The organism is Gordonia sp. NPDC058843 (assembly GCF_042743165.1).
Classification (GTDB): domain Bacteria; phylum Actinomycetota; class Actinomycetes; order Mycobacteriales; family Mycobacteriaceae; genus Gordonia.
Map to the genome: position 1 here is coordinate 21,273 of NZ_JBHYNC010000006.1, position 19,134 is coordinate 40,406.

Genomic DNA, 19,134 nt, shown 5'->3' on the forward strand with positions numbered 1-19,134 from the left:
TTTACGTACGTAGCGTATGTATAGTCGGGTATACATACTCATCGTACGTAAAGGAGACCAGCCATGACCATCACCAGCGTGTATCCGGTCCTCATGTCGCAGGACGTCGCATCGGCCTCTGCCTTCTACCAGCGGGTGCTGGGTTTCGAGGTCACCTTCTCCGCGGACTGGTACGTCAGCATGCGCACGGGCGTGTTCGAGTTGGCGCTCGTGGACGCGAGTCACCCGACGATCCCCGACGGCCATCGCCGGCAGGCCACCGGACTGCTCGTGAACGTCGAGGTCGACGACGTGGACGGCCTGTACGGCCGACTGACAGGGGAACATGGTTTGCGTCCCATCCTGGAGTTGCGCGACGAGGACTTCGGTCAGCGGCACTTCATCGTCGAAGGTCCCGACGGAGTGCTCCTCGACTGCATCCAGCCGACCACCCCGGTCGGCGAGTTCGCCGATGCATACGTGGCGAGCTCGTCGGAGCACTGATCTCGCAACGATCGTCATCGTCCCGCGCGGCCGCCCGACGATGGCTACTGTTCGACCATGCTGATCGGGATTCTCGCGGCAGTGTTCGCGGCACTGGCGTACGGCACGGCGTCGGTGTTGCAGGCTCGTGGAGCGCAGAGTGTCGAGGACGCGGGCGGACCGGGCGAGGCGCCGTCGCTGAGGTCGACGATCACCGCGATGCTGACCGTGTCCTTCCTGGCGGGGATGGCGCTCGACGGGATCGGATTCCTCGGGAACCTGGTGGCCGCCCGGATGATCCCGCTGTTCCTGGCGCAACCGATCGTCAGCGCGAATCTCGTGGTGACCGTCGTACTCGCGACGCTCTTCCTGCATGCGAGATTGTCGGCCCGCGACTGGACGGCGATCGCGGTCGTGGTGGTCTCGCTGGTCCTGCTGGGCTTCGCCGCCGGTGACGAGGGACGCGAACACGAATGGTGGTTGCACTGGGCGGTTCTCGCCGCCGGGGTGGCGATCCTGGGTGTCGGCGTCGTGGTCCTGCCGCGGATGCACAGCCGCGTTGCGGTACTCGCGGGTCTGTCCGGCGGTGTGCTGTTCGGCATCCTCGCGGTCGCGGTCCGCATCCTCGACGGCCTCGACCCCTTCGACCTCGGCGAGTTGCTCACCGACCCCGCGCTGTACGCGATCATCCTGTGCGGTCCGGGTGGTTTCTACATGTTCACCGTCGCACTGCAGAAGGGATCGGTCAGCGCCGCGTCGGCCGCCCTGGTCGTCGGTGAGACGGTCGTCCCCGGCGCCATCGGGATCCTCGTGCTCGGCGACACCACACGGGCCGGATGGGGTGCCGTCGCGGTGATCGCCTTCGTCGCCGCAGTGGCCGGTGCGGTGGTGGTCGCGATGTCACCGGTGGTCGAGGCGGTCGAGCGGGCCGGCGAGAATCCGGTGCCCGACGCCACCCCCGGGTGACCCAGCGGGTGCAGCATCGTGCCGAGTCAGGACGAAAGACGTTGCAGACGCCGCATATCGGGCATGATTGCGATTCATGCGGCTTCTCTCCCGCAGCCTCGGAACGCTCACCGCGATCCTCGGGCTGACGACGTCCCTGTCCGTCCTCGCACCAACGGTGTCGGCGGCGCCCGTTCCCGTACCCGCAGCAGCTCCGGCGCAGTTGCCGTCCGAGGATCCGTTCTACAACCCGCCCGCGGGTTACGAATCGCGTTCTCCGGGCGCCGCGCTACGGACGCGCCAGGTCGAATTGGGTTGGCGCGGTACCAGTATCCCGATCGCGGCCACCCAGATCCTGTACCGCACGACCAACCAGTTCGGCCGGCCGGCGGCGACGGTCACCACCGTCATCTCGCCACCCGGCGCGGCGGTCGGTGGGCCGCGACGCGTCGTCTCCTACCACTCGTTCTACGACGCACTCGGCTCCCAGTGCGACCCGTCGTACACGCTGCGCGGTGGAAATGCGAAGGAGGCGCCGATCGACATCACGCTCATCTCCGGCCTGCTCGCCGCCGGCTACACCGTCGCCGCACCCGATTACGAGGGTCGTGGGCTGCGCTGGACGATGGGGCGCGAGTCGGGATATGCCGCACTGGACGGTGTCCGTACCGCGCTGACCCACCTGCGCGCGCCGGCCCGGACACCGGTCGGACTCTTCGGCTACTCCGGGGGGTCGATCCCCACCGGCTTCGGGGCCGAGCTGGCCCCGCGCTATGCACCGGAGCTGAACGTCGTCGGTGCCGCTGCGGGTGGCGTGCTGGTGAATCCCGCCAGCAACCTGGGATACGTCAACGGCAGCGAGAACTGGGCCGGCGTGATCCCGGCGCTGATGGCGGTGTACGGCGAGACCTATGACATCGACATGCAGTCCTACCTCTCGCCGAAGGGCAAGCGGGTACTCGGACAGGTGGCCGGGGAGTGCATCGAGGCGTTCGCCGACAAGTACCCGGGTCTGACCGACCGCCAACTCCTCGTGCCGACGGTCGGCGGCCTGCTGGACGTTCCCGGCGTGCGACAGGCGATCGCACAGAACGTGATGGGGACGCTCGGCACCCCGCGCAGTCCGATGATGCTCGGGGTCGGCAACGTCGACGGCACCGGCGACGGTGTGATGATCGCCGGCGACGTCGCACGTCTCGCCGGATCGTTCTGCAACCGTGGGGTACCGACGACGTTCACCGAGTACCGCGGTTCGACGCACACCCAGGCGTTCATCCCGTGGAGCGCCGAAGCGCTCGGCTTCCTCGATCGCCGCTTCTCAGGACAGCCCGCCGGCGGGTGTGGCCGGTGACAGCCGTGCCCGCCGACCCCGGAAGGCGCAGCGAGAAGCCGTGACCCGGTGGACGACACGCGCCGAACGTGCCGGCGACGCCGAGGCGATCCGCGAGGTGGTGACCGAGGCCTTCCCGACCCCCGACGAGGCGCGGATCGTCGACGATCTGCGCGCCGATCCGGAGGCCTGGATCGACGAGTTGTCGATCGTCGCGACCGACGCCGGCGGCTCCATCGTCGGGTACGCGCTGTTCGCCAGGTGTCGGGTCGACGCCGAGCCCGCACTCACGCTCGGGCCGTGCGCGGTGCTGCCGTCGCAACAACGGACCGGGGCCGGCTCGGCGGCCATCGTCGCGGGACTCGCCGCTGCGCGAGACCTCGACGAGAACCTCGTGCTGGTGCTCGGTCACGCCGAGTACTACCCGAAGTTCGGCTTCGTCCCCGCGTCCCGTTTCGGGATTCGTGCCCCGTTCGACGTCCCGGACGAAGCGATGATGGCCGTATCACTCGACGACGCCCGTCCGGTACCGCGCGGAACCATCGTCTACCCCGCCGCTTTCGGGGTCACCTGACGAACCTCGCGCCCCAGGGAAACCCTGGAGCGCGAGGTGGTGCCGGCGTCATCCCCGCCGAGGGGAGGCGGGTCAGTCGGCGTCGGCCGACGGACTGGCGTTTGTGCCGCCGTCGGACACCTCGAAGTTCTTCCATTCGCCCGCATCGTGCACCTGCATGACGGTGCCGAGGCTGTCATCCGGCGCTGCGACGGTCTTGAACCAGTCGTAGGCTCCGGTGGCATCGTCGAACTCTTTCTCCTCGACGACGTTCTCATTGCCATCTACTACGCGGTACTGGGCCATGATGTTCTCCTCACGGTCGATATGTGCGGCGTCGGGTCGCCGGTGGTCCGGCCGTTGGTTATTTCCGACCGAAAGTCCTGGTGTCATCGTATGAATCGACTTGTCACCGTCGACCCGATGCGCGTACGTCGACGTCGGATCGTGTCTGCACGCAACGGGTCGGTAACGATCGTCGCAGGCGGGTTTCTCCGCCGCACGAGGTCTACCCACAGGCGCCGTGGACAAACATCCACCGATCACAGATCCGGCGGTCAGGGTGTGCGCGGCGGATTGCCCAACTGCTGGTTGATCGCCAGAGCGAGGTTGTTGCCCACGAGATTGACGAACGCACGCCACGTCGCGGGATCGAGTGCCATCGATCCCTGGTCGCTCGTGGTGCAACCCGTCTGTGCGGGCTTGCCGTCGAGGCGGTCCCGCAGCCACACGATGGCCGGGGCGAAGCCCTCGACGGCAAGGGTGATGTGCTCACTGAAGTGGTCGCGCACATACCGCACACTCGCACCATCGGCGCAGTAGTTGCGGACCAACTCGTTGACCGGCCCGACGGGGGCGATCCAGTCGGGGTTCGACTGATAGACGAACATCGGGAACTTCGGAGTGGAGCCGCTTCCGCTGTCCACACCCATCTTCATCTGCCCCAACACCTTTCGCGGCACCGGGTAGTCCAGCGGATCGCCCGGCAGATTCACCAGGCCCTTGATGTTCACGAAGGGGGCGAGCGCTGCCTGATAGGTGAGGCACAGGGGATTCTTGCTCGCCAGCAGTGCTTTGCCGAGCGGGTTCATGTGTCGCTGCAGGAAGCGGTCGAGCTCCGGATACTCCCGGCTGACCCCGATGATGCCGGCCATGATCAGACCCGACGCCGCGTTCCGGTCGGCGAGATCCACGAGTGCCCGGATGTCGGCGGGCACACCGCCTTCGGCGGCGCCGACGATCGGAAGTTCGGGCGCGTAGCGCGAGTGCAGTTCGGCCGCCCATCCGGTGGCGATCGCCCCGCCGGAGTAACCCATCAGTCCCACGCGCAGGTCGTCCTTGAGTCCCAGGGGTGCGAAGTTTCGCGCGCCCCGGATGCCGTCCAGGGTGATACGACCCGCGAGTGGGCCTGCGGCGAAGGCGGATTCGGGGCCCTGATGGTCGGGGATGACAACCGACCAGCCGGCGCCGACCAGGGAGGTGATCTGCAGGACCTCGAAGCTGGAGTCCACCGAACCGGTCAATTGTCCCGGGATGGATCCCTGTTGCAAGGCGTACGACGGCGCGCAGTACATCGCGGTGGAGTCCTCCGCGGACTGCCAGGACACGAGCTTCGACGGACCGGGTTTCGGCGGTCCCTTGGGTTTGAGCAGTGTGGCCACGGCCGGGATCGGCTCGCCGCGGGTGTTCGTCGATCGATAGGAGATCTGCCAGGCGTCGACGTTGATCGGGATCACCGACAGGGCCGCGACGTGGACGCGTCGCGCAGCGATGAGCTCACCGGGCTTCTTGGCCGCGACCACCGGCGGGGGTGGCAGGTAGAAGTCCGTGTCGAACTCCGGGATGGCGGGCGGTACCGGGAACGGCAGAACCGGCGCCACGGGGATCGACGTCGGGGCCGCATCGGCACCGACCGAACCGAGTGGTCCGCCGGCGATCAGCGCAATCAGTCCGACCCCGATCGTCAGGCGCACGAACATCCGTGATCCGTGGCGTTTCCATCCCCGCATGGCCAACCTTCCGCAAAGTGAGACGGAGGTGTCTCACACTTCGGGAGAACATACACCGGGTGTGTCCGAGGACACAATGGACCCCTGCGGTGGGGAATCGAGCAGGTTGCCGGTGTCAGAGGGCGGTGAAGGCGAGCAGGATGTCGGCCAGCACAGCGACGACGTCGTCGAGGGTGTCGGGATCGGGAGATTCGCTCCATCGGTGGACCAGACCGGTGAGCGCCCCGACGAATGCGATCGCGAGGTGGCGCTGTCGCGGGGTCGCGGGACGATCCGCGAACTCCGACATGGCGTCCACGAAGAACCCGACCCACTCCTCGCGACCATCGAGGCGATGCTGTTCGACGCGGGGACTCACCCCGACGATCTGCACGAACGACACCGCCGCGCGTCGGGGATCGGTACCCACCGATTCCATGTAAGCGCGCATCGCCGTGGCGCTCAGGTCACGGAGGTCGCGAGACGGGCAGGCGGCCAACGCTTGTGTCACCGCGTCGCGCGCGGCTCCCTGCACCGTGTCGTACAACGCGACCAGTAGTTCCTCGCGGTCGGTGAACTCCGCATAGAACTGTCGGCGGGACAGTCCGGCCACCCGGCAGATCGACGTGACCGACGACTTCGCATAACCCGTGTCGGTGAACTCGACCAGCGCGGCGTCGAGGAACCGCTGTCGGCGTTCGGCGGCGCGGTCGCTCATTGCGCGTCCGCCATACGTGCGCTCGGTCGTCATCTCCGATCCTCGGTGACGACTAGGAGTCGAGTCGGGATGCGCGGAGGTCGTGTCCCTTCGACGTCAGGCAGCGTCCCGTGGGCAGATCCCACTGCCATCCATGCAGATTGCAGGTCAGCTTCTCGCCCTCGATGACGCCGAACTTGCCGAGGTCGGCCTTGAGGTGAGGGCAGCGTCGCTGGATCTCCCAGCCGTCCTTGGTGATCGACGCCGAGTCATCGTGCGCCTCGGCGAACCACCCGTCGGCGTACGCGATCCGCTCATCGGTCAGACACTTGAAGAACGTGTAGAGGAACTCGTTGTAGCCGCCGATCCGCCAGGTGGTGAACCGAGTCGACAGGAAGATGGTGTTGACCCAATCGGGCTCGCCGTCGCGCAGCACGGTCCGCACGAGCTCGGTGGCGATACGGAATCCGTAGCGGTACTTGCCCTCTCCCTCCTTCGGTTCGCGCACAATGCGGTTCGGGAAGTCGAGGACGACGGTCTCGGTGGCGTCGTTCGCCTGCCCGCCGCCCGGCGTCATGACCAGCCCGACCGGGTAACCGATGCCGTCGCAGATCAGGTCCGACTGGCGCATGATCGGTTCGAAGAGGTCCCGCAACGCCGGGAGCAGCGGTTCACCCTCGGCAGGGGCCCACGACGCCTTCTCGGCGGCGATGACCGGCGCGAACTTCTCTTTCATGCGCTCGAGGTAGGCGCGCTTGTTCTCGCCGAACACGTCGGCGGGGGCGTAGGGGTGGGTGACCTCGTCGAGGGTCGGACCCGTGAATTCGGCAACCGAGCCCGACACCATCATCAGACCCCGGTGCTTCTCCCCGTCGTCGGTGCCGTGGATGCGCATCTGTTCCAGGAAGGTCTCCTGGTCGGGGAAGATCGAGGTCTCGTCGGCGGTATCGGCCGACCCGAAGTCGTTGAGGTAGAAGAGATCCTCGTCGAGGAACATCGGCGGTCCGGCCGATGGGACCACCCACGTCGCGCCGACCTGCTCGATGTACGAACGGGCACGGTCCATTCCACGCTGCCGCTTCTGAGAGGCGAAGTTGGCCTTGGACTTCCGCGGGATGTCGTAGACCATCGGGTACCAGATCGCACCGGAGTACTGCAGCAGATGCACGTCGACGTGCCCGAACGCCTCGTCGATGACGTCGAGGTCGATCGGTCGGGCGTCGTTCATGTTGAAGCACACCGTCTCACCGTCGGAGACGATCAGACCGCTGTCGCCGATCGGCCCGTCGGCGGGCGCGCGCAGCGCGATGATCATGACGTCCAGCGAACCCTTGTCGTTCGTGACCGTCGTCTTCACCGAGTCGGTGGTCTCGACGAACTTGGTGAAGCCGAGCTTCTCGAGTTCGCGGCGCAGGTCCGGCACCGGGTAGTCGGGGAGCAGGACGGTGGCGTCCTTGTTGACGTTCTCACGCAGATTCCGCTCGTCGAAGTGATCGCGGTGCAGGTGCGAGACGTAGAGGTAGTCGCAGTCGCCGAGCGTCTTCCAGTCGAGTTCGGAGTTGTCGGGGAAGGGCACCCAGGAGGCGAAGTACGTCGGGTTGACCCAGGGGTCGCAGAGGATCGATCCGGCGGTGGTCTGGATGTGGAAACCGGCGTGACCGATGCTGGTGATCTGCACGAAGGGGCCTTTCATGGTGTGCGCGGGGCTGCGCGGCAGGGCACTACAACGGTCCAGGGTATCGAGCCACGCCGGGTGGATGCGTGGGCCATGAGTCCCGCCCGGTGTCCGGCGTGAGGAGTCTCACGACGCAGCCGGAGCGTGACCGTGCGCGCCGGGCAACCGTCGTCGACAACCGTCCGCATGGTTCTGACCGGTGACGATACGTCGGTGGCGGACCGGTGGAGGGTGGTTCTCGCCGGCGGCCGGATCGTCGCGAGGCCCGTGAGCAGCGGGATGCCACCATGGATGGATGATCGGGGAGAACCGGTGAGCAGGCGCAACGCATGACCTCGGAGAAACTGTGGCGCGGGCAGACCCTCGCCGACCGGTCCTCCGACCGTCGCGAGCAGATGCTGGCGGTCGCCGAACAGCTGCTGGGGGCGGGCGGCGCGAGCGCGGTGACGATGCGCGCCGTGGTGCGCGAGGCGAACCTCAGTCCCCGGTACTTCTACGAGAGTTTCGCATCGCGGGAGATCCTGGTGACGGCCGTGTACGACCGGGTCACGGAGCAACTCCTGACGCAGATCGCCGCCCTCCCGCGTCGGACGGACCGTCGGGAGAACGTGCGGGCGGTCCTCGAGGTCTGCCGGGACTTCTTCGAAGCCGATCCGGGCCGGGCGCGCATCCTGCTGCGTGAACCACTCGCCGACGACGTCCTGCGCGCACGCCGGGCGGCCACCGTCCCCGGCTTCGTGGCGGCGGTGCTGGAGACCACCACGGGCACGCACGCGAGCTCGCCCGAACGCCTCGCGGTCGTCTCGTCGGCACTGTCGGGTGCGCTGGTGGCGCTCTACCTCGACTACATCGACGGTCGGCTCACGCTCACTCCGGCACAACTCGCCGACGCGGCCGTCGACCTCGTGTCGGCGATCACCCGGATCGCCACCACCGACGGCGGTGAGGGGTCCGGGACGGGTGACTAAGCTCTCTCGCATGGAACCCGTCTACGACACCGTGATCACCGCTGCCCGCCTGTTGTGGCTGGCCGAAGGTCTGAAGTTCAAGGTGTCAGGTGTGGAGCACGTGCCTTCCGAGGGTCCCGGGGTGGTCGCGATCAATCACACCGGCTACCTCGACTTCACCTATGCGGGAATCCCGGCGTACCTGCAGGGTCGACGCAAGGTCCGGTTCATGGCCAAGAAGGAGGTCTTCGACAACAAGATCTCCGGTCCGATCATGCGATCGCTCAGGCACATCCCGGTGGATCGCGCGCAGGGCGCGGACAGCTACCGCAACGCGGTCGACTACCTCAAGCGCGGCGAACTCGTCGGGGTCTACCCCGAGGCGACGATCAGCCGCAGCTTCGAGCTGAAGGCCTTCAAGTCGGGTGCCGCGCGGATGGCCATCGAATCCGGCGCGCCGATCGTGCCCACCGTGATCTGGGGTGCGCAGCGCGTCTGGACCAAGGGGCATCCCAAGCAGCTGGGCCGTACCGGGTACAAGATCTCGATCGGCGTCTGCGAGCCGCTCGAGGCCACGGGGAGCGCCGACGCCCTCACCGCGAAGCTGCACGACGTCATGAGTGCGAAACTGCTCGAACTCCAGGACGCCTACGGCGAGCACCCGAAGGGGGAGTTCTGGGTCCCCGCCCGGCTCGGGGGGTCTGCACCGACGCTCGAGGAGGCCAATCGGATGGACGCCGCGGAGCAGGCCGAACGCGCCGCCAAGCGCGAGCCGCGAAACGACGATCCCGGAGTGGTCTGACCGGCCGCAGGACTTTCCGCCGGCCGGGTGAGCCGCCGTCCTTCGTCGTCGGTGATGTCGCCCGGCGTAGTTAATCTGGACGCATGCGCGCAGGGCAGCACGGACACCGCGAGCCGGTGTACCGCACCCTGGAGGTCATCGCCAACGGGCTCGCGCGGGCACAGGCGCTCGACCTGCAATTCACCGGTGTCGAGAACATCCCTGCCGAAGGCGGCGCCGTTCTGTGCGTCAATCACACCGGCTTCGTCGACTTCCTCCCGCTCGCACTGGGGGTGCAGCGAGCCGGCCGCCGGACCCGCTTCCTCATCAAGTCCGAGGTCATGGACGTGGCGATCATGCGTTTCCTGGTCAACCACACCCGGACCGTTCCCGTCGACCGCTCGCACGGCGCCCAGGCCTATCGCGCCGCGCTCGGTCGCCTCCGGGACGGTTACATCGTCGCCGTGTATCCCGAAGCGACGATCAGCCGCAGCTTCGAGCTCAAGGAGTTCAAGAGCGGGGCCGTCCGGATGGCCGCCGACGCGGGTGTCCCGATCATCCCGGCGATCGTGTGGGGTGCGCACCGCCAGTGGACCAAGGGTGGAATCCGCAACCTCGGGCGTAGCCGGCTGCCGGTGCATGTGCGGTACGGTCTGCCGTTCACCCCAGGTCCGGACGAATCCCCGGAACGTGAGACCCTGAGGCTCCGCGAAACCATGAGCTCGATGCTCCTCGAGGTCCAGGACTCCTACGGTCCCCACCCGCGGGGCGAGTTCTGGGTTCCGTCGAGGCTCGGCGGTGCGGCACCGACTCCGCAGGAGGCCGCGGTGATCGAATCCGACGAGGCGCTGCGCAAAGCCGAGGCGCGGGCGAAACGAGCCGCCGAGAGAGCTCGGTCGAGAGAAAGCAGACGCTGATGACCTTCGGTCCACCCACACTCATTGCCAGCGACGTGGACGGAACCCTCATCGACGACGAGAATCGGGTCTCCCCACGCACACTGTCCGTGCTGGCCGCGGCCCGTGCCGCCGGCGTGGAGTTCGTGCTCGCCACCGGACGACCTCCGCGCTGGATCGCCGAGATCACCGATCAGTTCGCCGGGACCGAGGCCTTCGTCCGTTACGCGGTCTGCGCCAACGGCGCGATCATCTACGACGCCGAGCAGGACCGCGTGCTGTGGTCGGCCAATCTCGAGCCCGACGCCCTCGTCAAGCTCGGAGACATTGCCTACGAACAGATCCCGGGGTGCGGGATCGCGGCCGAACGTGCGGGCCGGTCCGCGCACGACGCGGCGACCGCTCCGTTCGTCGCCAGCGCCGGTTACGAACACGCCTGGCTCAACCCCGACCACGTCGAGGTCGGCGACGACGAGGTGTTCGGTGACCCGGCCGTGAAACTCCTTGTCCGCAAACCGGGTATGGCCTCCGACGAGATGGCTCGTCGACTGCAACCGGCGGTGGGCGATCTGGCCCAGGTCACCTTCTCCACCGACAACGGACTCATCGAACTGTCCGTGCCGGGTACCCACAAGGCGTCGGGACTCGCCCGGCTCGCCGACCTCACCGGCCTGCCCGTCGACGCTGTGATCGCGTTCGGCGACATGCCCAACGACGCCGAGATGCTCACCTGGGCAGGACTCGGTGTGGCGATGGGCCACGGTCATCCGGCAGCACTCGACGCGGCCGACGAGGTCACCGTCGGCAACAACGACGACGGCGTCGCCAAGGTGCTCGAACGCTGGTTCGCCGAACGCTGATCTCCCTCGCAGAAGCGCGACCCTTGGGCCGCGATTCCACGGAACGCCGTCAGGCCGCCGGCGGGACCGGCGCGGGCGCACCCGGTTCGGCAGGCGGGGGTGCGGGTGCACCGGATTCGGCCGGCGGGGGTGCCGGGGCAGCGGGATCGGCAGGCGGGGGTGCCGGGGCAGCGGGATCGGCAGGCGGCGTCGGTTCGGGTGCCGGCGGGGCACCGCCGGCGAGCGCACGGATCGCGGTGAGTGCGGCGTAACCGTGCACCCCTGGACAGCTGGTGCTGTTGTAATCCCGGTGTCCGGAGATCACCGGCAGGTTCGACTGCGTGCCTGCGGCGAACTTTGTGCCGGAGAAACCCTCTGAGGTCAGCGTCGCCGTACCGGCGGCATTGAGCCCGGCCTTGCCGAGACGCCAGCGCAGGAACTTGCCGGTCGCCGACACCATGGCCGCGGTCGGCGGCACCTCTTCGAGGTTGCCGATCATCGACACCCCGACGGTCTCCTTGTTGAACCCGCCTGTGTGGGTGCCCTCGACGTTGCGGTCGAGCCCGCCGAACGCGCCCTCGAAGATCTGCCCGTACTTGTCGATCAGCACGTTGTAGCCGATGTCGCACCAGTTCAGGCTGCGTGCGTGGTACGCGTAGATACCCCGGACGATCTCGACGGACTGCTGCGGGGTGTAGTCGTTGCTGCCGGCCGTGTGGTGCACGATCGCGCCACGCATCTGCGGTGAGTACACCGGTTGCGAACAGCGGACGGACTCGTCGGCGCCCCACGCCTGGCGGGCCACGATCTGCGGTCCGCCCGTCAGCGGCGAGAGCAACGACGAGCCGAGGCCCAGCAGGCTCTCCGGGCTGATGAGCGTCGCCTTCAGCGCGTTGAGCACGGTGGTGGCCAGCTTCGTCACCACGGTGCTCGCGGTGCCGACAGCCAGTTGGGCGAGATCGCCGCCCTGGGTCTGGGCGGCGGGGATCGCGAGGCCGTCCTTGCTCGCCGCCACCTGAACCTCGCGGGCGTCGCCCACCCAGACGGGTTCGGTGCCGACGGGGTTCTTCGCGTTGGGTGTCTGTCCGCGCGAGATCTGTTCCAGGACGGTCCACGGACCCCACTTGCCGTCGGGGCTCTTCGCGCGCAACTTGAGGTCGACGTCCACGGGTCGCTCCCACGTGAACGCCACCATCTTGATCGGCGCCTCGCGCACGATGTGCGTGACCGCCGCCCCGACCTCCCGGCCGTCGGCCATCGTGGGTGTCGCCGGCGTCGTGGTCGACGAGGTTCCGGGACTCCGGCGGCCCTGCGGGGCGGCGGGCTGCTCTGTCGACTCGCGCGTCGCCGACGGAACAGAGGTCGCGGCTGTCGGTGTCTCGGTGGAGGAGGACTCGTCGGTTTCCGGCGTCGAGGATTCCGGTGCCGAGGAGTCGGGCGCTGAGGATTCCGACGCTGACGATTCCGATGACGCGGACGGGTCGGTGCTCGTCGACGATGCGCCGGTGCCCGGGACGAGGCCCTTCGGCAGCGGGACCGTGAGATCGGGTAAAGGGAACGCACCCGGATCGATCGGTGGCAGCTCGACCCCCGCCGCGGCGAGGCCGGAGGACGCGACGTCGAGGATGGCTGCGGGCAGTTCCCGTAGCGGGACCTGCTCGATCTCGGTGTTGGAGACCGTCTGTTTGTTGTCCACCAGCTGCGGTTCGGACTCGCTCGCGATCACCACGAACGGAGTCGCGACGACCGCAGCGGCGATCGCGGCGAGCGCGATCGAGGGTTTCGGTCTGGGGTAACGCACTCAGGTCTCCTCGCAGGTTGGTCGGACCGCGGCACGGGTGGTGCGGGGGTGTGGTCGGGTCCGGTCAGCCGTCGACATCAGCGCAGCCGAAGGCGCCGAAGCGTCATCGACTGTGCTCGGTACGGCCGTCATCGTCGCCGTCGGCGCGCACCGGTGAGGCCGACACACGCCGCCACTACGAAACTCGTGATGCTCTTGTTATCAATGTGACGGAAGTGGTCGATGTGTCGATGCAAAGTCTGGCTGCTTCTGCGATCCCGGCCGGAGGTCACGACGGGCCGGGCAACTCGTGATCCGGTTGTGATCCCCTCGGGTTGGAGATCGGCATCTTCGTTCACTAGGGTCACTTAAGTCCCAATCGTCACATCAGTCACAGGCGTTACGGGGGCCGCGAGGTTGCGGCGCCCGCGGCTGGTGTCGTCGCGACCGAAGGATGTGTTCTGCAGTGACCAAAGCCCGACCTACACGGCGTCTGCCGAGATGGACGGCGAGCGGTGCGCGGCCCGGACGGGCCCGCAACCGCGCGTTGACCTGGGCCGCGGCGGGGCTGGCGCCCGCACTGCTGGCCGGTGGTCTCGCTGTCGCGAGCTCATCGGAATCGGCCGAAAAGGTCGAGCTTTCGGTCGGGTCGACGGTGACGCTGATCGGGCACGGTCATGGCCACGGCCGCGGAATGGGGCAATGGGGAGCGTACGGCTACGCCCGTAAGGGCTGGACGGCACAGCAGATCCTGCGCCACTACTACGGTGGCACCACCGCGGGGAAGGTGGACAGGCCCGAGATCTTGGTAGCCCTCACGGGCCAGGGCTCGGTGAATGTGCACGCGGACGCCGGCATGCGAGTCGGTGGTCAGACGGTGGCTCCCGGACAGGCGGTCAGCCTGTCCGGGGGCACGGCCACCATCCGCAGCGGTTGCGGCGGCGGGGCGGTGCGCTCGGTACCCGCGACGTTCGTCGAACCGCTCAGCATGGCGCCCAATCGCCCGGGCGGTGAATTCCTCAAGTTCTGCGGCTCCAACAAGGCCTACCGCGGGGCCATGGGCCTCGAAGGTGGGCGCGTGGTCAACCGCATCCACGTCGACGACTACGTGAAGGGCGTCATCCCGCGGGAGAGCCTGCCCGCGTGGGGCGACTCCGGCGGCGCGTCGGCTCTGCAGGCGCAGGCCGTGGCTGCCCGCACCTATGCGCTTGCGGCGATCGCGGGTGGCAAGAAGATCGACGACACCCAGAACTCGCAGGTCTACGGCGGCGTCTCAGGTGAGGACCGGCGGACCAACGCGGCCGCTGACGCCACCGCCGGCCAGATCCTGCTGCAGAACGGACAGCCCGCCTTCACCGAGTTCTCCGCGTCGACCGGCGGGTACACCGCAGGCGGACGGTTCCCGGCCGTCGTCGACGAAGGGGACACGGTCTCGCCCAACCACAACTGGACCGCGACCGTCAGCGCCGGCAGCATCGGATCGGCCTTCGGTGTCGGTGCGCTGCGCAGCTTCGAGGTCATCGAGGCCAACGGCCTGGGCGCCGAACACGGGCGGGCTATCAAGGTGCGCGCGGTCGGGTCCGGCGGGACCGCGGAGGTCACGGGTGAAGAGGCCCGTACCAAGTTGCAGTTGAAGTCGTCCTGGTTCGCGGTGCAGGGTCAGCCCGCTCCGCCCCGCATCGTCAAACCGCCCACCGGTCCCGCGTCGCCCGGCGGCGGAGGGATCGACTTCGGCAGCCTCAACCAGCTCGCCGAGCAGATCCTGCCCGGATCGTCGAAGTTCCTCGACATGGCGACCTCGGCGATGAACGGACGATTCGCGGACCTGGGCGGTATCACCGGACCGCTGGGCCAGGCGCTCGGTATGCCGACCCTGACCCCCGACGCCGCGGGCGTCACCCAGCTCTTCGAAAAGGGGATGATGTTCTTCACCCCGGCGACCGGACCGCGGGTACTCGTGGGCAAGGGGCTCGAGCGCTACCAGGATCGTGGCGGCATTCCCGCGCTCGGTTTCCCCAAGCGCGACGCATTCCGCTGACCAGACGTCGACAGCCTCACTCGTCGACCGGGCGTCCGTTCTCGTCGACTTTGCGTCTGTTTCGGTTGACCGTGCGTTTGTTTCCGTCGACTGGGCGTCTCAACCAGAAGTTTCCGGCCCGGCCTCCACGATCTGGACGGCGACATCGACGAGCTTGGTGTTGGTGTCCTGCGACAGCCGCGCGAGCAGCGAGAACGCCTCACCGGCGTCGAGCTTGTACCGCTCCATGATCATGCCCTTGGCCTGGCCGATGATGTCGCGTGTGCTGAGTGCGGCGCGCAGCTGCTGCTTCTCCTGGACCGCGCCGAACGCGGTCGCGGCGTGCGCGGCGAACAGCTCACCGAGCTGGCGTGCCTCGGGGGTGAACGCCTTCGGTTCGGTGCTGTGCAGATTCAGCGCGGCCGAGTCGTCGCCGTCGATGTAGAGGTAGAAGCAGGCCATCGACCGGATACCGAGCTCGGCCGCGGCGCGCGCGAAGTTCGGCCATCGTGTCTCGTCGCGCATGTCGTCGACCCACACGGTGAGGTCGGACACCGCGGCACGCAGGCACGGACCCTCGCCGAGTTCGCGCTGCAATCGATCGGCTTCGCCGCCGAGGTCACCCACCATCACCGGTGTCTCGATCGCACCGTCCGCGACGAGGGTCACGGTCGCGTACTCGGCTCCCGGGATCGAGTCGACCGCGAACTTGGTCATCGAACGAAGCACCGACTCGGTGTCGTCGCTCTCCTTGCGCATCGCGTTCGCGATCCGTGCCATCTGAGCTCCGAAGTCCGCCAACCCGGTCACCCCTGCCTCCTCGTTGAGACGACGTTGCGCGCGCCCCAGCTGGACCGACAGAAGAGCGCTGGCGTCGAACACACCCGTTGTCGAAAGCACCATTATGCCGTACGGTGTGCGACCTCCGCGGCGACCAGTCCTTCTCGTTGCGCAACTGATTCTCTGGGTGACGAAGTCATCACGTCGATGCAGAAGTCGGTGTCCGCGTACGCCGCTGACGGATGCAACTCCGATGCCCGCAACGCGTCGTGGACCTCGTCTCCGGTTCGCGGGTACTCCTCGACCCGCCATCTCCAGTGCACCGCCAGCACCTCGCCCGTCGGTGACAGCGAGTCCGGCAACCGTGCGATGAGGTCACCGAGATCGGTGTCGTCGAGGTAGTAGAGGACCTCGCTGAGGACGATCAGGTCGAAGCGTCCGGGCGGCCAGTCGGTGACGATGTCGCCGACGCGCACGTCGACCGAGTCGTGGCCGTCGAGCCGGCGTCGTGCGAGTTCCACCGCCCGCGGGCTGACGTCGGTGCTGAGCAGATGGTCCGCGCGCGTGGCCAGCTCGGCGCTCAGCACACCGATCGAGCAGCCGGGTTCGAAGACCGATCCGTACCGGGGCGAGCTCAGCGCTGCGAGGGTGAGAGCGTACTTCCGTTGCTCGTACCATCGCGTCGCGAAGCCCCACGGGTCGTCGCTGTTTCGGTACATGTCACGGAAGTAGTTGTCGGGGAGACTTTTTCGGTCACCTTCGAATGTGCTGTCATCGGTCATGTCCTCGTCCGTCCTGTGCTCGTCCGCTTCGTACCGCCTGTCCTGCTGCGCCCGCGTCGTCGGATGCGCCCGTTCACACGAAGACGAACTCCCGGTCGCGGATCAGCCGGTCGAGGATGTGCGGCCCGAGGACGGCGACGTCCTCGGGAGCCGGCGAGAGCGGGCGGATCTGGGTGTCGAAGGCATCCACTGCCGCGCGCTTGGCCGCCGCGATGTCGTCGTCGAGGACGAGAGTTCGCAGCTGCGCCCACGGGACGTCGGGATCGCCGGGGGTTGCCCAGTGCCACATCCAGATCGGATACATCCACACGGGAACGGCGTGCCGGTCGCCGACGCGACGGGCGCACCGCCCGACGGCCTCGTGGTCGGGATGACCGTCGTGCTCCCACACCGCCAGCAGTGCGGTCGGAATGTCGGGTGCCTCGGCGAGGGTCGCGTCGACGATGTCCTCGATCTCGTCCTCGTGGGCCGACAGGGTGCCGTCCCCGAGCCCGCACCATCGCGTCGGTCCGAGACCCAGTGTTGCTGTCGCGGTGTCCACTTCGGTGCGGCGTCGGACAGCCAGTTCGGCCGGGGACAGGGTGGGCGAGCCGGGGTGCGATGCCGAGCCGTCGGAGAGGCAGAGCGCAACGACCTCGACACCGCGTCGGTGGACAGCCGCCATCGCGCCGCCGACCCCGAGTACCTCGTCGTCGGGGTGGGCCGCCAGGACCACGAGCCGCCGGACGTCCGGCTCGAAGTCGGGCCACGGCCCCCGTGCGGCGAACCACCGCTGCCACTCCGATTCCGGGGTGCCCGCCGCCGACGTCGGGGTGGTCCCGAACCGGCGCATCGAGGTGGGACCGTCGGCCGTCACGGCCGGTCTCGTCCCGGGCCGGGTATGCGCCCCTGGGTCAGCGCGCCGAGGACCGCGAGGTCGCGATCGGCGTGGGACTGCCGGATGTAGACGGTGAGATCGGCGACGGCCTGCGCGTGCTCGGGGTCGCCGGCGAGCGGGCCGGGGCCCAGCGCGCGCCCCACCCGGTCGATCACCGCGGTCGCGATCTGTTCCACGGACCAGCGCACGGCGAAGGCGAGTCGCTTCGACGGCCCGGTCGGGTCGGCGTCGATCTCACGTGCCGCGGCCTGCAGGTGCGCCCAGCCGGACGCGAGATGGGCATCGACGGCGCCGGCGTGCATCCGCAGCAGCGGGTCGTCGGTGCGGGCGGCCGCGCGGTAGAGCGGTGCGGCGACCTTGCGGGCCCCGCCGAACCAGCATGCCGCGACCCCGATCCCGCCGTGCCAGAATCCCGGCCGGTCGAGGTAGGCGCCGGGTTCGCCGATCGCGTCGGCGGCCACGGCATCGAAGGTGACGGTCCCGGTGTCGGAGTCGCGCATGCCGGTGTTGGCCCAGGCCGAGTCGGCGGCGGACACACCTGGCTGGGTGAGGTCGACGGCGAAGAGCCGGTTGCCGGCGTCGGTGTGCGCGGTGACCAGTGCATGGGTGCACGACGTCGACCCCGAACACCACTCCTTGATCCCGCTCAGTTCCCACCCGTGTGCCCCGGTCCGGGCATCGACGCGGGTGTCTCGCGGCTGGGCGGCCCACACTCCCCAGAACTCGCCGGGTGCGGTCCCGCCGCCGCAGATCTCGGCGAGGATGGCGTCGGCGTCGGCGTGCGCCTCGATGAGGCGGCCGGTGCTGATGTCGTCGGAGCAGGCACGTATGAGGGCGGCGAACCGGTCGAGCGTGTGTCCACGGCCGGGGCGGGGGAGCGCGAAGGACGGATCGTCGACGATCGCCCGTGCCTGCGCGGGCGTCATCGCGCCACCTCGTCGGCCCGTTCTCCGCTGAGGTGTCGCAGGTAGCCCGCGAAACCGTGCCGCGCCCGGCCGTCGCTCCGGGTCGACGTCCGGACCGGGGCGTCGGCACCCCGTTCGATGGTCACGCCCGCGGCGTCCAGGCGATCGACGAGATCGACGTCCTCGTCCGTGTCGAGTTCGTCGAACCCGCCGACGGCGACGTACGCCGAGGCCCGGATTCCGAGATTCGCGCCATGGACATGACCGTGTCCCGAGCTCGCGTCGTACTCGCGCCGGTACCTCTCGCCGGTCCCCGCCGGCCACCCGTCGAAGCCGTCCGGGGTGACGGTGCCCACGTACGCGTCGGCTCCGGCGTCCGCGGCGGCGACATGTTCGACGAGCCAGTCGCGGGGGACCGTCGAATCGGCATCGGTGCTCGCGAACCATGTGGTGCCGAGCTCTGCGGCGGGCGGGCCTGCGGACGCGAAGCCGGCTCGACGGGCTGCGCCGACGCATCGCTCGTCGACGACGACGATCGACACGTCCGCCGTGAGCAGCGTCGCGGAGTCGTCGTCGCACGCGTCGAGTACCACGATCACCTCCACGGGGAGGTCCACGGCCATCATGGCGGCCTCAAGGGCATCGAGGCACGCCGGCAGGCGTTCGGCCTCGTTGTGTACGGGCACCACGACGACGATGCGCTCGACCGGCCCCCTGGCAGGAGCGTCCCCGTGTTCCCTGAGGAGCCCCGGAGCCTGCGGAGGGGCGTCTCGAAGGGCAGCCGCAACCTGGTCGGCGGTGGGTCGTACGAACAGCGGCGTCACTCGAACCCCGAACTACTCACAGAGAAGGGACGGGCCCAGGGGGCTACAGGCCGACG

General features: G+C 68.4%; 19 protein-coding genes. 9 read left to right on the plus strand and 10 right to left on the minus strand.

The genetic code is table 11. The features are described from left to right. Positions 1–63: 63 nt before the first annotated feature. The 4 genes from ACFW3F_RS06225 to ACFW3F_RS06240 all read left to right on the plus strand — a co-directional run bounded on the left by ACFW3F_RS06225 (position 64) and on the right by ACFW3F_RS06240 (position 3,311). On the plus strand, positions 64–483 hold the full coding sequence (locus ACFW3F_RS06225; protein WP_388055382.1) for a VOC family protein: 420 nt from the start codon (positions 64–66) through the stop codon (positions 481–483). Between the two features lie 57 nt (positions 484–540). Next, on the plus strand, positions 541–1,428 hold the full coding sequence (locus ACFW3F_RS06230; RefSeq protein ID WP_388055384.1) for a DMT family transporter: 888 nt from the start codon (positions 541–543) through the stop codon (positions 1,426–1,428). A 76-nt stretch (positions 1,429–1,504) separates the two neighbouring features. Next, positions 1,505–2,758 (plus strand): lipase family protein, encoded by a 1,254-nt coding sequence (locus tag ACFW3F_RS06235; RefSeq protein ID WP_388055386.1) that lies wholly within the window; start codon positions 1,505–1,507, stop codon positions 2,756–2,758. A gap of 40 nt (positions 2,759–2,798) precedes the next feature. Then, a complete protein-coding gene (locus ACFW3F_RS06240) occupies positions 2,799–3,311 on the plus strand; it encodes a GNAT family N-acetyltransferase (RefSeq protein WP_388055388.1) in 513 nt (170 codons plus the stop codon). 72 nt (positions 3,312–3,383) lie between these two features. Here ACFW3F_RS06240 and ACFW3F_RS06245 read toward each other — a convergent pair whose 3' ends face one another. The 4 genes from ACFW3F_RS06245 to ACFW3F_RS06260 form a co-directional block, all read right to left on the minus strand. Beyond that, positions 3,384–3,596 carry a hypothetical protein gene (locus tag ACFW3F_RS06245; protein WP_388055390.1) on the minus strand — a complete coding sequence of 71 codons (213 nt, stop codon included), beginning with the start codon at positions 3,594–3,596 and terminating at the stop codon, positions 3,384–3,386. A gap of 251 nt (positions 3,597–3,847) precedes the next feature. Then, entirely contained in the window at positions 3,848–5,269 is a 1,422-nt protein-coding gene (locus tag ACFW3F_RS06250; protein ID WP_388055392.1) for a lipase family protein, read from the minus strand. A gap of 145 nt (positions 5,270–5,414) precedes the next feature. After that, positions 5,415–6,029, minus strand: a complete 615-nt coding sequence (locus tag ACFW3F_RS06255; protein WP_388055394.1) for a TetR/AcrR family transcriptional regulator — start codon at positions 6,027–6,029, stop codon at positions 5,415–5,417. A gap of 19 nt (positions 6,030–6,048) precedes the next feature. Further along, complete coding sequence (locus ACFW3F_RS06260; protein ID WP_388055396.1) at positions 6,049–7,653, minus strand: Rieske 2Fe-2S domain-containing protein; 1,605 nt, start codon at positions 7,651–7,653, stop codon at positions 6,049–6,051. Between the two features lie 326 nt (positions 7,654–7,979). Here ACFW3F_RS06260 and ACFW3F_RS06265 point away from each other — a divergent pair, with 326 nt between their 5' ends. The 4 genes from ACFW3F_RS06265 to ACFW3F_RS06280 all read left to right on the plus strand — a co-directional run bounded on the left by ACFW3F_RS06265 (position 7,980) and on the right by ACFW3F_RS06280 (position 11,134). After that, on the plus strand, positions 7,980–8,618 hold the full coding sequence (locus ACFW3F_RS06265; protein WP_388055398.1) for a TetR/AcrR family transcriptional regulator: 639 nt from the start codon (positions 7,980–7,982) through the stop codon (positions 8,616–8,618). Between the two features lie 10 nt (positions 8,619–8,628). Beyond that, positions 8,629–9,399 (plus strand): lysophospholipid acyltransferase family protein, encoded by a 771-nt coding sequence (locus tag ACFW3F_RS06270; RefSeq protein ID WP_388055400.1) that lies wholly within the window; start codon positions 8,629–8,631, stop codon positions 9,397–9,399. 83 nt (positions 9,400–9,482) lie between these two features. Then, a complete protein-coding gene (locus ACFW3F_RS06275) occupies positions 9,483–10,295 on the plus strand; it encodes a lysophospholipid acyltransferase family protein (protein WP_388055402.1) in 813 nt (270 codons plus the stop codon). Next, complete coding sequence (locus ACFW3F_RS06280; protein ID WP_388055404.1) at positions 10,295–11,134, plus strand: HAD family hydrolase; 840 nt, start codon at positions 10,295–10,297, stop codon at positions 11,132–11,134. The genes ACFW3F_RS06275 and ACFW3F_RS06280 overlap by 1 nt, the downstream gene beginning before the upstream one ends. A 49-nt stretch (positions 11,135–11,183) precedes the next feature. On the opposite strand, the gene ACFW3F_RS06285 is transcribed toward ACFW3F_RS06280, so the two are convergent. Continuing rightward, a complete protein-coding gene (locus tag ACFW3F_RS06285; RefSeq protein ID WP_388055406.1) occupies positions 11,184–12,914 on the minus strand; it encodes a peptidoglycan recognition protein in 1,731 nt (576 codons plus the stop codon). 433 nt (positions 12,915–13,347) lie between these two features. Between ACFW3F_RS06285 and ACFW3F_RS06290 the strand changes: the two genes are divergently transcribed. Further along, on the plus strand, positions 13,348–14,931 hold the full coding sequence (locus tag ACFW3F_RS06290; RefSeq protein WP_388055408.1) for a SpoIID/LytB domain-containing protein: 1,584 nt from the start codon (positions 13,348–13,350) through the stop codon (positions 14,929–14,931). Positions 14,932–15,030: 99 nt separating this feature from the next. On the opposite strand, the gene ACFW3F_RS06295 is transcribed toward ACFW3F_RS06290, so the two are convergent. The 5 genes from ACFW3F_RS06295 to ACFW3F_RS06315 form a co-directional block, all read right to left on the minus strand. Further along, on the minus strand, positions 15,031–15,720 hold the full coding sequence (locus ACFW3F_RS06295; protein WP_388055410.1) for a GAF and ANTAR domain-containing protein: 690 nt from the start codon (positions 15,718–15,720) through the stop codon (positions 15,031–15,033). 92 nt (positions 15,721–15,812) lie between these two features. Further along, on the minus strand, positions 15,813–16,472 hold the full coding sequence (locus ACFW3F_RS06300; RefSeq protein ID WP_388055412.1) for a class I SAM-dependent DNA methyltransferase: 660 nt from the start codon (positions 16,470–16,472) through the stop codon (positions 15,813–15,815). Between the two features lie 73 nt (positions 16,473–16,545). Beyond that, entirely contained in the window at positions 16,546–17,328 is a 783-nt protein-coding gene (locus tag ACFW3F_RS06305; protein WP_388055414.1) for a PIG-L deacetylase family protein, read from the minus strand. Then, positions 17,325–18,275: an acyl-CoA dehydrogenase family protein gene (locus tag ACFW3F_RS06310; protein WP_388055416.1), complete on the minus strand. Its 951-nt coding sequence runs from the start codon at positions 18,273–18,275 to the stop codon at positions 17,325–17,327. The genes ACFW3F_RS06305 and ACFW3F_RS06310 overlap by 4 nt, the downstream gene beginning before the upstream one ends. Beyond that, the gene (locus ACFW3F_RS06315) at positions 18,272–19,078 is read right to left on the minus strand and encodes a glycosyltransferase (protein WP_388055418.1); all 807 of its coding nucleotides are present in this window, start codon (positions 19,076–19,078) and stop codon (positions 18,272–18,274) included. Before ACFW3F_RS06315 ends, ACFW3F_RS06310 begins: the two co-directional genes overlap by 4 nt. Positions 19,079–19,134: the final 56 nt, after the last annotated feature.

Coding starts and splice junctions, on each gene's coding strand:
- ACFW3F_RS06300 (WP_388055412.1), bottom strand. CDS start 16,472: ATGACCGATGACAGCACATTCGAAGGTGACCGAAAAAGTCTCCCCGAC.
- ACFW3F_RS06235 (WP_388055386.1), top strand. CDS start 1,505: ATGCGGCTTCTCTCCCGCAGCCTCGGAACGCTCACCGCGATCCTCGGG.
- ACFW3F_RS06230 (WP_388055384.1), top strand. CDS start 541: ATGCTGATCGGGATTCTCGCGGCAGTGTTCGCGGCACTGGCGTACGGC.
- ACFW3F_RS06310 (WP_388055416.1), bottom strand. CDS start 18,275: ATGACGCCCGCGCAGGCACGGGCGATCGTCGACGATCCGTCCTTCGCG.
- ACFW3F_RS06250 (WP_388055392.1), bottom strand. CDS start 5,269: ATGTTCGTGCGCCTGACGATCGGGGTCGGACTGATTGCGCTGATCGCC.
- ACFW3F_RS06225 (WP_388055382.1), top strand. CDS start 64: ATGACCATCACCAGCGTGTATCCGGTCCTCATGTCGCAGGACGTCGCA.
- ACFW3F_RS06270 (WP_388055400.1), top strand. CDS start 8,629: ATGGAACCCGTCTACGACACCGTGATCACCGCTGCCCGCCTGTTGTGG.
- ACFW3F_RS06290 (WP_388055408.1), top strand. CDS start 13,348: ATGTGTTCTGCAGTGACCAAAGCCCGACCTACACGGCGTCTGCCGAGA.
- ACFW3F_RS06265 (WP_388055398.1), top strand. CDS start 7,980: ATGACCTCGGAGAAACTGTGGCGCGGGCAGACCCTCGCCGACCGGTCC.
- ACFW3F_RS06255 (WP_388055394.1), bottom strand. CDS start 6,029: ATGACGACCGAGCGCACGTATGGCGGACGCGCAATGAGCGACCGCGCC.
- ACFW3F_RS06275 (WP_388055402.1), top strand. CDS start 9,483: ATGCGCGCAGGGCAGCACGGACACCGCGAGCCGGTGTACCGCACCCTG.
- ACFW3F_RS06280 (WP_388055404.1), top strand. CDS start 10,295: ATGACCTTCGGTCCACCCACACTCATTGCCAGCGACGTGGACGGAACC.
- ACFW3F_RS06245 (WP_388055390.1), bottom strand. CDS start 3,596: ATGGCCCAGTACCGCGTAGTAGATGGCAATGAGAACGTCGTCGAGGAG.